The sequence below is a fragment of the Martelella sp. FOR1707 genome, assembly GCF_053484265.1.
The window spans coordinates 44,932-57,652 of the sequence record NZ_JBAKFP010000005.1 but is presented as its reverse complement, the minus strand read 5'-3'; the positions used below and the strand labels follow the sequence as shown (position 1 = coordinate 57,652).

11 protein-coding genes are annotated in these 12,721 nt (G+C 64.0%); 7 read left to right on the top strand and 4 right to left on the bottom strand.

The genetic code is table 11. The annotated features are described in order from the left end of the window. Positions 1–148 precede the first annotated feature (148 nt). Positions 149–1,039, bottom strand: a complete 891-nt coding sequence (locus tag V6765_RS14530; protein ID WP_448429972.1) for an NAD-dependent epimerase/dehydratase family protein — start codon at positions 1,037–1,039, stop codon at positions 149–151. A gap of 238 nt (positions 1,040–1,277) precedes the next feature. On the opposite strand from V6765_RS14530, the gene V6765_RS14525 reads away from it, so the two are divergent. From V6765_RS14525 to V6765_RS14515, 3 genes are all read left to right on the top strand, one after another. Next, positions 1,278–2,231, top strand: coding sequence for a sugar-binding transcriptional regulator (locus V6765_RS14525; RefSeq protein WP_448429970.1), 954 nt, complete (start codon positions 1,278–1,280; stop codon positions 2,229–2,231). A gap of 149 nt (positions 2,232–2,380) precedes the next feature. Continuing rightward, entirely contained in the window at positions 2,381–3,475 is a 1,095-nt protein-coding gene (nspC, locus tag V6765_RS14520) for a carboxynorspermidine decarboxylase (protein ID WP_448429968.1), read from the top strand. Positions 3,476–3,533: 58 nt separating this feature from the next. Beyond that, positions 3,534–4,778, top strand: coding sequence for a saccharopine dehydrogenase NADP-binding domain-containing protein (locus V6765_RS14515; RefSeq protein WP_448429966.1), 1,245 nt, complete (start codon positions 3,534–3,536; stop codon positions 4,776–4,778). A 42-nt stretch (positions 4,779–4,820) separates the two neighbouring features. Here the strand turns inward: V6765_RS14515 and V6765_RS14510 are convergent, their stop codons facing one another. Next, positions 4,821–5,285: a hypothetical protein gene (locus V6765_RS14510; protein ID WP_448429964.1), complete on the bottom strand. Its 465-nt coding sequence runs from the start codon at positions 5,283–5,285 to the stop codon at positions 4,821–4,823. A 207-nt stretch (positions 5,286–5,492) separates the two neighbouring features. On the opposite strand from V6765_RS14510, the gene coaBC reads away from it, so the two are divergent. Next, positions 5,493–6,692, top strand: a complete 1,200-nt coding sequence (coaBC, locus tag V6765_RS14505; RefSeq protein ID WP_448429962.1) for a bifunctional phosphopantothenoylcysteine decarboxylase/phosphopantothenate--cysteine ligase CoaBC — start codon at positions 5,493–5,495, stop codon at positions 6,690–6,692. Positions 6,693–6,720: 28 nt separating this feature from the next. Here the strand turns inward: coaBC and V6765_RS14500 are convergent, their stop codons facing one another. Together V6765_RS14500 and hrpB are read right to left on the bottom strand one after the other, a co-directional pair. Continuing rightward, positions 6,721–8,013: an ActS/PrrB/RegB family redox-sensitive histidine kinase gene (locus tag V6765_RS14500; RefSeq protein WP_448429960.1), complete on the bottom strand. Its 1,293-nt coding sequence runs from the start codon at positions 8,011–8,013 to the stop codon at positions 6,721–6,723. Between the two features lie 13 nt (positions 8,014–8,026). Then, on the bottom strand, positions 8,027–10,471 hold the full coding sequence (hrpB, locus tag V6765_RS14495; protein ID WP_448429958.1) for an ATP-dependent helicase HrpB: 2,445 nt from the start codon (positions 10,469–10,471) through the stop codon (positions 8,027–8,029). Positions 10,472–10,661: 190 nt separating this feature from the next. Between hrpB and V6765_RS14490 the strand changes: the two genes are divergently transcribed. The 3 genes from V6765_RS14490 to derI are packed head-to-tail and all read left to right on the top strand — an operon-like array spanning position 10,662 to position 12,690. Next, the gene (locus V6765_RS14490) at positions 10,662–11,429 is read left to right on the top strand and encodes a DeoR/GlpR family DNA-binding transcription regulator (protein WP_448429956.1); all 768 of its coding nucleotides are present in this window, start codon (positions 10,662–10,664) and stop codon (positions 11,427–11,429) included. A 3-nt stretch (positions 11,430–11,432) separates the two neighbouring features. Next, positions 11,433–12,197: a triose-phosphate isomerase gene (locus V6765_RS14485; protein ID WP_448429954.1), complete on the top strand. Its 765-nt coding sequence runs from the start codon at positions 11,433–11,435 to the stop codon at positions 12,195–12,197. A gap of 28 nt (positions 12,198–12,225) precedes the next feature. Then, entirely contained in the window at positions 12,226–12,690 is a 465-nt protein-coding gene (derI, locus tag V6765_RS14480) for a D-erythrulose-4-phosphate isomerase (protein WP_448429952.1), read from the top strand. Positions 12,691–12,721 lie beyond the last annotated feature (31 nt).

Sequence of the window (12,721 nt, the reverse complement as noted above, 5' to 3'; positions counted from 1 at the left end):
GGTGCGGCTTTTCGTCTCGCGAGGGCGTTCGCGGGGAAACTCTCCCCCCTCACTGTCGCTTTCGCGACATCTCTCCCCGCCGGGACGAGAAGATTGGGGGGCTATGCGGTCAAGCCATATGCGACAGCCGTTGTCTTTTGCCCGCGCCTCACTTCACATACTTACGCCAGTCATGTTCCTCACGAAACCCCAGAACCTCGCGGATCTTGCGGTTGGAGAGCGGGGCCTCGTATTCGTCCAGTTCGCGGGTAATCGGCGTGTTGGGCGCGTATTTGGCGAGGAAGCTTGCGGTTGGTTCGTTGGCGGTGATGGTGTCGTTGGTGGCGTTGAACACCTGAAAGCCGAGGCCGTCCTTCTGAAGGCACAGATCGACGATCTGGCCGAGATCGCGGGCGTCGATATAGCTCCAGGCATTGCGCTTCCGCGAGGGCGGGTCGGCGAGGAAGCCCGGGAAATTGACGTAGTCTTCCGGCGAGATCACGTTGCCGATCCTGAGGGCGTAAATGTCGGCGTTGAAACGCATGGCGAAGGCGCGGGCGGTTTTCTCGTTGCAGACCTTCGAAAGCCCGTAGCTGTCCATAGGGTCGACATCGTAGTCCTCTTCCAGCGGGAACGACTTGAAGTCCTTGTCGCCCTCGGTGAAGCAGACGCCATAGGTGGTTTCGCTGGAAGCGATGATCACCTTGCGCACGCCAAGCTTCATCGCCGCCTCGATGACGTTATAGGTCGAGACCACATTGGTCTCATAGGTCACATTGTCGGGCTGCAGCAGCACCCGCGGCACGGCGGCGAAATGGACGACCGCGTCCGGCGCCTTCGGCAGCGCGCCGCTCTCATAGCCCTCAAAGCCGAAATGCAACGACAGCGCGTTGAAAACCTCGCCGCTCTTGGTCAGATCGGTGGTGAGCGTGTTCACGCCCGGATGGTCGAGCGGTTTCAGGTCGAGATTGAGGACGCTGTGACCCCTGTCCAGAAGATAGGGAATGACATCGCGGCCGGCCTTGCCGCTGCCGCCGGTGAAAACGATACGCTTGCTCATGAGTTCCTCACTGCCCGCCACCTGGAAATGGCGGCTTTTCCCGATCCGTTCAAACGGCGCGAAATCGCCGCCGACCGCTTTTATCGTCTTTGCCCCCCGACCGACAAGCTTCCGCGTGCCGGAAACCGGTTTTCGGGGAATGAGCGGCGGCAGGCGCCGGGACCGGTTCCCTTCCAGCCTTGCAGGCACTAAGCTGCCGCTTGATGAAGGCTCAACGAAGGAAGATAGCGGCCCCGTAATGGCGAAGAAAACCGGCAAAACCTCCCGTCTCGACGACGCGGCGCGCGCCGGCTGGCTCTATTATGTCGCCGGCCGCACCCAGGACGAGATTGCCGCCGCCATGGGCATTTCCCGCCAGAGCGCCCAGCGCCTCGTGTCGCTCGCCATGTCGGAACGGCTGATCAAGGTTCGCCTCGACCATCCGATCGCCGAATGCCTGGCGCTTTCAAGCGCGCTGCAGCAGGAATTCGGGCTGAAACAGGCGGTGGTGGTGCCGAGCGATCCGGGCTCCGACAGTTCCGTCGCCGGTATTGCCGAGGAAGGCGCTGCCGAAATCGAGCGCTGGCTCAAACGCGCCGAGCCGACCGTGCTTGCCATGGGCACCGGCCGCACGCTGCGCGCCGCCGTGGAGCAATTGCCGCCGATGGATTGCCCGCAACACCGGATCGTCTCGCTCACCGGCAATATCAGCCCGGATGGCTCGGCGGCCTATTACAACGTCATCTTCCTGATGGCCGACGCCATCAATGCCCGCCATTTCCCGATGCCGCTGCCGGTTCTGGTCTCAACACCTGAGGAGCGCATCCTGTTTCACGCCCAGCCGCTGGTGAAGCCGACGCTGGAGCTTGGCGCAACGGCGGATGCGACATTCGTGGGCATTGGCGAGCTCGGCCAGCATGCGCCCCTGCTGGTCGATGGTTTCCTGACCGCCGGCGAGATGGAGGAACTGCTTGCCGCAGGGGCCGCCGGCGAAATCTGCGGCTGGATTTTTGACGATAATGGCCAGCTTCTGGACCACCCGATCAACCAGCGCGTCGCCAGCATCCCCATTCCCGTTCACGAGGATACCACCGTGTTTGGCCTCGCCCGCGGCGCGCGCAAGCATCGCGCCATTCGCGCCGCCGTCCGCGGCGGACAGATCAACGCGCTGATCACCGATGAGGACGCGGCGCGCTATCTGTTGAAGGGCTGATGGGGAGGCCCACCCTTCCCCTCTTCGCGATCCTTTTCCCGTAACCCTTCCGCTTCGAGGTTGATTTTACCGTCCGCTTGAATATGTAGACCCCGACAGCCCGTTGCGCCCGGGCGCTTCTTTGACGCCGCCTGAAAGAGGTCACGCCGATGCAAACGCCCTATTATCTCATCGACAAGCAGCGCCTGACGGCGAACATGGAAAAGATAGCATGGCTGCGCGAGGCTTCCGGCGCGAAAGCCCTGCTCGCGCTCAAATGCTTCGCCACATGGTCGGTTTTCGATCTGATGAGCCAGTATATGGACGGCACCACCTCGTCATCGCTCTACGAGGTCAAGCTCGGCTACGAGAAATTCGGCGGCGAGACCCATGCCTATTCGGTGGCCTACGGCGAAGACGAGATCGATGAGGTGCTGGAGAACTGCGACAAGATCATCTTCAATTCGGTCGGTCAGCTTACCCGGTTCGAGCGCCAGTCGGCCGACAGGATCCGCGGCCTGCGCGTCAATCCGCAGGTCTCGAGCTCGGATTTCGATCTCGCCGATCCAGCCCGGCCATTTTCGCGCCTCGGCGAACATGATCCGGCGGTGATCGAGCCGGTGCTCGACAAGGTCTCGGGCTTCATGTTTCACAACAACTGCGAGAACGAGGATTTCGAGCGTTTCGACGACATGCTCGGCGTGATCGAGCAGCGTTTCGGCCATCTCCTGTCGCGGCTCGACTGGGTGAGCCTTGGCGGCGGCATTCATTTCACCGGCGACAACTATCCGCTGGAACGGCTTGCCGCTCGGCTCAAGGCATTTGCGGAGAAATACGGCGTTCAGGTCTATCTGGAACCCGGCGAGGCGGCGATCACCGGTGCTGCGACGCTGGAAGTGACGGTGCTCGACACGCTGAATAACGGCAAGGACCTTGCCATCGTCGATTCATCGATCGAGGCCCACATGCTGGATCTGCTGATCTACCGCGAGCGTGCGAAGCTCTCGCCCGATACCGGGCCGCACAAGGTGATGATCTGCGGCAAGTCCTGCCTTGCGGGCGATATTTTCGGCGAATTTTCCTTCGAGCAGCCCGTCAGGGTCGGCGATCGTCTTTCGATCGAAAACGCCGCCGGTTATACGATGGTCAAGAAGAACTGGTTCAATGGCGTGAAAATGCCGGCGATCGCCCATCGGGAGCTGGATGGAACCATCCGCCCCGTGCGCCAGTTCGGTTATGAGGATTATGTCGCGAGCCTGTCGTGACGCCAGATTTTTCACCGGCCCAGCGGCCACAACGGACGAAACCGGAGACGTTGTCCTGATGAAGAAGAATGTCCTGATTATCGGCGCAGGCGGCGTCGCCCAGGTGGTGGCTCATAAATGCGCCCAGAACAATGATGTGCTCGGCGATATCCATATCGCCTCGCGCACCAAGGCGAAATGCGATGCGATCATCGAAAGCATCATGGAAAAGAAGGCGCTGAAGCAGGAGGGCGTCCTTCAGGCGCACCAGCTCGACGCGCTGGATATTCCGGCAACCGTCGGCCTGATCAAGGAAACCGGCGTCGAGATCGTCATCAATGTCGGCACGGCCTTCCTCAACATGTCGGTGCTGGAAGCCTGCCTTGAAACGGGTGCGGCCTATATCGACACCGCCATCCACGAAGAGCCCGACAAAATCTGCGAAACCCCACCGTGGTATGCCAACTACGAATGGAAGCGGAAGGATCGCTGCGCCGAGAAGGGCGTGACCGCGATCCTCGGCGCCGGCTTCGATCCGGGCGTCGTCAACGCCTATGCGCGCCTTGCCAAGGACGACTATGTCGACGACATCACCGATATCGATATCGTCGACATCAATGCCGGCAGCCACGGCAAGTATTTCGCGACGAACTTCGATCCGGAGATCAATTTCCGCGAGTTCACCGGCGTGGTCTATGCCTGGCAGAACAATGAGTGGACGACGAACAAGATGTTCGAGATCGGCCATGAATTCGACCTGCCGGTGGTCGGCAAGCAGAAGGCCTATATGTCGGGCCATGACGAGATTCACTCGCTGGCAAAGAACATGGGCTCGCCCAATGTGCGCTTCTGGATGGGTTTCGGCGATCACTACATCAACGTCTTCACCGTGCTGAAAAGCCTCGGCCTGCTCTCCGAACAGCCGGTGAAATTGGCCGACGGCCAGGAAGTGGTGCCGCTCAAGGTGGTCAAGGCCGTGCTGCCCGACCCCTCCTCGCTCGCGCCAGGCTATACCGGCAACACCTGCATCGGCGATTTCGTCAAGGGCACCAAGGACGGCAAGCCGGCGGAAGTGTTCATCTACAACGTCTCGGACCACAAGGAAGCCTATAACGAGGTCGGCTCGCAGGGCATTTCCTACACCGCCGGCGTTCCCCCGGTCGCAGCCGCCATGCTGGTCGCCTCGGGCGAGTGGGACGTGAAGACCATGGCCAATGTCGAGGAACTGCCGCCCAAGCCGTTCCTGCACATCCTGAACCAGATCGGCCTGCCGACGCGGGTTAAGGATAAGGATGGCGACCGGGCGCTCGATTTTTCGAAGTAAACCGAGTCTCGGCGCGGCTTGTCGAAACAGGCCGCGCCGCCTTCAGCGTGCAAGGCCGAACTGAATCTCGATCCGGTGATAACCGGCCTTGGCGCCGTTCCAAGCATGATAGATTTCCCGGCTCTCGCCAGAGAAGACATGGCGGGAGTGCTCGATCTCTTCCACAAGCGGCGCGTAGCCCTTCGTGAACAGACCCCGCATCGTGCCCTGATAGGTGGTGGTCGCGACGATGATCGGCTCGAATGCCGTGAGCGTGAACTCCCCCTGATGGCGGTATCCGTCGGGCGCCGTCACCGGGCAACAGATCGTCCAGTCAAACAGCGTCTTGCCGTCATGGGGCAGGTTCTGCGCGATGAATATCCATGGACCGGCGACCGCGAGGCCACATTCCGCGGCCTCGTATTCAATCTGCGGCGATAGCTCGGCCGCGGCCGCCTTGACGTCGCGAATGGCAAGGCGGCGCGTTGCCGTCAGCCCCTTGAATGCTTCCGTCTCGATAATTTTCATCTCGTCCAACCCGTTTCGACAGGCGTGATAGACCCGCATTCGTTTGGAACCAACGAAATCTGTAGAAGATTTTTTCTTTATCGGCGTTCATCAGGCCGTCAGATGAAACAGATTTTTCTTCGGCCAGACTCTCGCCCTTCAAGGGAGGGTTTTTCGGCGCAGCATCCATGCTAATGATAGCGGCAGAATGGTAGGGAAAGCACGCTCATGTCGCTTCAGGAAAAACGCATCCTTCTGATCATCGCCGGCGGCATCGCGGCTTACAAGAGCCTCGATCTGATCCGCCGGCTGAAGGAGCGCGGCGCGGCGGTTACCCCGATCATGACCGCGGCGGCGCAGGAATTCATCACGCCGCTTGCCGTTGGCGCGCTCTCCGGCGGCCATGTGTTCACCGCGCTGTTTTCGCGCGAGGACGAGCAGGATGTCGGTCATATCCGCCTTGCCCGCGAGCACGACCTGATCCTGGTTGCGCCGGCCACCGCCAGCCTGATGGCGAAGATGGCGACGGGCATCGCCGATGACCTCGCCGGCGCGGTGCTTCTGGCGCGTGATTGCCCGGTGATGATCGCGCCCGCGATGAACCCGAAGATGTGGTCAGCAGCGCCGACGGCGCGCAACCTTGCAACGCTTGTCAGTGACGGCGTCATGACCATCGGCCCGATGGCGGGCGAAATGGCCGAGCGCGGCGAGGCCGGCACGGGCCGGATGGCCGAGCCGCTGGAGATCGTGGCGGCCGTCGAAGCATTTTTCGAAGAAGCACCGAAACCGCTTGCCGGACGGCGCGCAATCGTCACCTCCGGCCCGACGGTGGAGGCGATCGATCCGGTGCGCTATATCGCCAACCGCTCCTCCGGCCGTCAGGGACATGCGATTGCAGCGGCCCTCGCGCGGCTTGGCGCGGAGGTGACGCTGGTCGCAGGCCCGGTCAATATCGCCGATCCCGCAGGCGTCACCACCGTGCATGTCGAAAGTGCGCGCGAAATGCTGGCCGCCGTGGAGGCGGCGCTCCCCGCTGATATTGCGGTGATGGTCGCGGCGGTATCGGACTGGCGGGCGGAGGATTCCGCCCCGCAGAAGATGAAGAAGAAGCCCGGCGAGGCCCCGCCGCCGCTGAAGCTCGTTGAAAACCCGGACATCCTGAAAACCGTCGGCCACCACCATGATCGTCCTTCGCTGGTCGTCGGCTTCGCCGCCGAAACCAACGATGTCGCCGCCTATGCCCGCGACAAGCTCGCCCGCAAGGGCGCCGACCTGATCGTCGCCAATGATGTGTCGGAAGAGGGTGTCATGGGCGGCCAGCGCAACCGGGTTACGCTGGTGACGACGGGTGGCGCGGAGGATTGGCCCGATATGGACAAGGCCGAGGTCGCCGAAAGGCTTGCCGCATGGATCGCGGGCCGATTTTAGAACCCCTCCCCCATCCGCAAAGCTGCCCTCACTCCGTCTCCATCCGCCAACGTGGCCAGGTGATGGTGATGCGGGCGCCGCCGTGGTTTTCGAAGGTCAGCGTCGCGCCGGCGCGTTCCAGCAGCGTCTTGGCGATGAACAAGCCGAGTCCCAGCCCGCCGGCCCGGTTGCCCTCCTCGCGATCGGGTTGGCGGTCCGAGACGAAGGGATCGCCGATGCGCGCGAGAATATCCGGCGCAAAGCCGCCGCCATCGTCGCTGACGGTGATGGTCACGCGGGTGGCATCATGGCGCGCCTCGATTTTCACGGCGCGGCCGGCATGCTCGACCGCGTTTTCGATGATGTTGCCGAGGCCGTAAAGCACCGCCGGATTGCGCTGGCCGACGGGTTCGGGGCCGTCGCCCTCGATGCTGATCTCCATTTCCGCGACGAACGGCCGGTGGGGGGCCGCCGCCTCCTCCAGCAGCGAGGACAGCGGCAACCGTCGCATATGGCTCTCGTCCTCCTTGGAAAGCGAGGCGAGCCGGGAAAGGATGTCGCGGCAGCGCTGGCTCTGGCTGACGAGCAGTTGCACATCCTCGCCGTGGTCCGGATCATCGCCGAGTGCGCGCGCCATTTCCTTTGCCACCACCGAAATCGTCGCGAGCGGGGTTCCCAGTTCATGGGCGGCGGCGGCGGCTAGACCGTCGAGCTGGGACAGGTGCTGCTCTCGCTGCAGCACCAGTTCGGTCGCCGCCAGCGCATCCGAGATCTGCTCGGCCTCCAGCGAAATCCGGTGGGCGTAGAAGGCGGCGAAGCTCAGCATCGAGACGATCCCGATCCAGATGCCGAATTTCAGCACCGGCTCGATCTGAAGCGAAAGCCCCTCATACCAGGGCAGCGGAAACGGCTCGATCGCCAGCAGCGAAACGCCCGCGACCGCCAGCACCAGAAGCGCCATCGCGTGGCGCAGCGGCAGCGCCGTGAAGGAAATGATCACCGGCACCGAAATCAGCGGCACGAACGGATTGGCAAGCCCGCCCGTCAGATAAAGCAGGGCGGTGAGCTGGGCGAGGTCGAAGCCGAGCAGCGCGAAGGCGAAGCGCGGCTCCACCCGCTGCGTTGCCGGATAGCGCAGCGTCAGGATCAGATTGCCGAGGGCGAGCGCGGCGATCAGCGCGAACACGGGGATGATCGGCATCGAGAAGTCGATCCCGAAGGCCACGAAGGTCGCGGTCGTTGTCTGGCCCGCGACCGCCAGCCAGCGCAGCCGCACCAGCGTCTGCAGGCGCAGGCTGCGGCGGCGTTCCTTCTCCAGCATTTCCGGCGGCGGCGCCCTCATGGCCTGTCTCCTGTCACGTTCCGCGCGGCTTTGCCCGGCGCGTTGCTTCGGCCTCGGCCGGGTTTTCCGGCCAGAGATGTTTCGGGTAGCGCCCGCGCATATCGGCGCGCACATCCTTCCACGATCCGGCCCAGAAGCCGGGCAGATCGCGGGTCGTCTGGATCGGCCGTCCGGCGGGCGAGGTCAGTTCCAGAAGCAGCGGCACGGAGCCTGCGATCGTCGGATGGGCTTTCAGCCCGTAAAGCATCTGCACCCGGATCGACAACACCGGTTCGTCGCCATCATAGCGGATCGGCAGCCGGTCGCCGGTGGGCGCGGGGAAATGGGTGGGCGCCAGCCGGTCGAGATCGGCGGCAAGCGGATAGGGCAGCAGCGATTTCAGCCCGTCCGTCAGGCTTTTGGGGGTGATCGCGGCAAGCGACGTCTGACCGGTCTGGAATGGCGTGAACCAGGTCTTGAGGCTTTCGAGCAATCCGTCATCGCTGACATCCGGCCAAGGCGGGCCGAGCTTGCGGTGGAGGAAGCCGATGCGCTCTCTCAGATGCGCCGCCTCCTTCGGAAAATCGATGAGCGCCAGTCCGTGCTGGCGCAGCCCCTCGGCAAGGGCCTCGGCTGCCTGCTCACCCGCAGGCCTCTTCACCGCGCGTTCGGACAGCACCAGCGCCCCGAGCCGGCGGACATGGCGGGCGCGCACCGACAGGCTGTCGCGGTCGAACACGCATTCCTCCAGCGTCTCGATCCCCGGCTGCGTTTCGATAACGGCGCGCGACAGCGGGCAGGCGGCGAGTACGCGCCCGCGCGCGGCCGAGCCGGTCAGATCGGCGATGACCAGAAAATCCTCGCCGGCGAGCGGATCGTCCTCGGCAAGCTCGGCCCCGCGCCCGTTCGCCATCAGATAGCGCCCGCGCCCCCCGCGCGCCATCGCGATCCGGTCGGGAAAGGCATGGATCAGCGCTTCGCCGGGGTCGAACGGGCCGTCCGCGCGGCCGCTGCCCGCCGCCTTTGCGATCCGGTCCGCAAGGCCGCGCGCGGCCTCGGCGCGGGGTGAGCGGTCGGCGGCAAACCGCCGCAGCCGCTCCGACAGATCGATGCTTGGACCGCCAAGCCCCTGCTCGCTCATCAGCACGGCAAGTCTTGCCGCATCGCGCCCATGGCCGGTGCGGCCGGCTTCGATCACCATGGCGGCAAGGCGCGGCGGCAGCGACAGCGCGCGGATGCGCTCGCCGGTTTCGGTCAGCCGTCCGTCGTCGCCAAGCGCGCCGAGGGCTGCCAGCAACTTCTTGGCCTCGGCGAGCGCTGGTCCGGGCGGCTGGTCGGGAAAGGCAAGCTGCGCGGGGTCGGTGACGCCCCAATGGGCAAGGTCGAGAACCAGACCGGAGAGATCGGATTTCATGATTTCCGGCGGGCTGAAGGGGGCAAGAGCCGCCGTCTGGCCCTCATGCCAGAGCCTCAGGGCAATCCCAGGCGCGGTTCGGCCCGCGCGGCCGGCGCGCTGGTCGGCTGCCGCGCGCGATACCTTCACGGTTTCCAGCCTCGTGATGCCGGTCGCCGGTTCATAGGCGGGCTGGCGCTGCAACCCGCTGTCGATGACGATCGTGACGCCGTCAATGGTGATCGAGGTTTCGGCGATCGAGGTGGCGAGCACCACCTTGCGGCGGCCCGCAGGCGCGGGCTTGATCGCCGCATCCTGCTCGGCGCGGGTGAGATTGCCGTAGAGCGGGGCGATGTCGGTGTCTTCCCCCACCCTTCCCTCAAGTCGCTCGGCGGTGCGGCGGATTTCCGCCTGGCCCGGCAGGAAGGCGAGGATCGAGCCTTCCTCCGTGGCCAGCATGGCGCGCACGGCGTCCGTGACGCTGTCCTCGATGCGCGATTGCGGCGGCCGGGCCTGATAGCGGATCTCGACAGGATAGGCCCGGCCCTTGCTCTCGATCACCGGCGCATCACCGAGAAGGGCGGCGATCCGGGCGACATCCAGCGTTGCCGACATCACCAGCACCTGCAGGTCCTCGCGCAGGCCGGCGCGGATATCGAGCGCGAGCGCCAGTCCGAAATCGGCATCGAGCGAGCGCTCGTGGAATTCATCGAAAATCACCGTCGAAATGCCGGCAAGCTCAGGATCGTCCAGCGCCATGCGTGCGAACACGCCCTCGGTCACCACCTCGATGCGGGTTTTCGCGGAGACTTTGGTGTCGAGCCGCATGCGATAGCCAACGGTGCCGCCCGGCTCCTCGCCGAGAAGGGCCGCCATGCGAAAGGCGCTGGCGCGGGCGGCAAGCCGGCGCGGCTCCAGCAGGATGATCTTGCCCGGCGGGCCATGTTCCAGCAGGTGTAGCGGCACCAGCGTGGTCTTGCCGGCGCCGGGCGGGGCGGAAAGGACCGCGCGGCCATGGCGCTTCAGCGCCGCCGTCAGCGGCTCCAGCACGGCGGTGACGGGCAGCGCCCTGGCTTCGTCCTTCATGTGTTGGCGGTCCTGCTTCGCATCCGCATCCTGATAGAGCAAAAGCGCGGCTCGGGCAAAGCGTAGCTTGATCGGGTGCTCCTGTCTGCTTCACAAAATCACACTCAAACATAACATATTATCTTCACAATGATTGATTATGGGGGATCGTGATGTTAGTGACCTGTCATCAAACGCAAGGAGCCGCCTGTTGAAGCTTGAAGATCGCCGCCGGGATATTGTCGACCTGCTGGTCGAGGAAGGCACGGTTTCGCTTGACGATCTGGCCGCGCGCTTCGCCGTCTCGAAGATGACGATCCACCGCGATCTCGACGACCTTGAGGCCGAGGGCCTGTTGCGCAAGGTGCGCGGCGGGGCGACGATCGAGGCGAGCGGCCAGTTCGAAAGCGACTATCGCTATCGCGCGAAGATGGCGCCGGCGCTGAAAAGCGCGATCGCGCGGCGCGCCGCCGATTTCATCGAACCGGGCATGAGCGTGATGGTCGATGACGGCTCGACATCCGAGGCGGTTATTCCCTTCCTGATCGAAAAGCGGCCGCTGACGGTGATCACCAACAACCTTTCGATCATTAACGGGCTGTCCGGTCAGGGCGGCATCAGCCTGATCGCGCTTGGCGGCGATTTTTCAAAAAAATTCAACGGCTTTTTCGGCGTCATCACCACCGCTACGCTTGCCGACCTGCGCGCCGATATCGCGCTGATCACCAGTTCTTCGATCCATGGCCGCATCGCCTGCCACCAGGATCAGGAGGTGCTGCAGGTCAAGCGCGCGATGATGGCGGTCGCGCAGAAATCCTATCTGATGGCCGACCATAAAAAGTTCGGCCGCACCGCCCTGCACCGGCTGGCCGATCTCGATGCCTTCGCCGGCGTGGTCACCAGCCGGGCGCTGCCGGAAGACCAGGCCGCGGAGCTCGCAAGCCAGGGCATAGAATTGTATTTCGCAGAGGAAGAATAAGCGATGGCACGGTTTGACCGGTTCTTTGTCGGAACCAGCTGGAAGATGAACAAGACGCTGTCCGAGGCCGTCGCCTATGCTGACGCGCTCGCCGCTGCCGGAAGCGATGACCGCATCCAGCGCTTCGTCATTCCGCCTTTCACCGCGATCCGCGAGGTCAAGGCACGGCTGGCTGATGCCGACGTTCTGGTCGGCGCGCAGAACATGCATTGGGACGATCACGGCGCGTGGACCGGAGAGATTTCGCCGGTGATGCTCGCCGATTGCGGCATGGACATCGTCGAGCTCGGCCATTCGGAGCGGCGCGCCAATTTCGGCGAGACCGACGAGACCGTCGGGCTGAAGACCGAGGCCGCCGTGCGCCACGGCATGATCCCGCTGATCTGCATCGGCGAGACCGAGGCGGAAAAGGATGCCGGCCGCGCCGACGACGTGCTGCACGCCCAGGTCGAGGCCGCGTTGTCGCGTCTGAGCGATGAGCAGAAACAGGCCGAGATCATCTTTGCCTATGAGCCGGTCTGGGCGATCGGCGAACGCGGTCACCCGGCCACGCCTGATTATGCCGAGGCGCGGCAGGCCAAGATCATCGACACCACGCGGCTTGTGACCGGCCGCGAACTGCCCTGCCTCTATGGCGGCAGCGTCAACCCCGGAAACGCGGCCGACATGATCGCCTGCGACCATGTCGACGGGCTGTTCATCGGCCGTTCCGCCTGGCATGTCGAGGGCTATCTCGACATTCTGGAGCGGGTCGCGAAGGTCATCTGAACCACTATTCTCTCGAAAGGAAAGCACCATGAAGATTGCAGTCGCAGGAGACAGCGCCGGAGCCCCGCTCGCCAAGGTCATCGCCGAGCATCTGGCCGGCCGCGAAGGGTTCACCGTCTCCGAACTCAGCACCCCACCCAACAATGGCAACGAATTTTACGCCAACCTGGCCGACCGGGTTACCGCCGGCATTCTGGACGGCACCTATGACCGGGCGATTCTCTGCTGCGGCACGGGCATCGGCGTCGCGATCTCGGCCAACAAGGTCCCCGGCATCCGCGCCGCCCAGACCCACGACACCTATTCGGCCGAACGTGCGGCACTCTCCAACAATGCCCAGGTCATCACCATGGGCGCGCGCGTGATCGGAACCGAACTCGCCAAATCAATCGCCGATGCCTATCTCGCCTGCGAATTCGACCCCAATGGCCGCTCCGCCGGCAATGTCCAGGCGATCAACGATCTGGACGCGAAGTATAACGCCAAGGGCTGATCTGGCCGGCAGGCTCGCCTTGCCCCTTGCG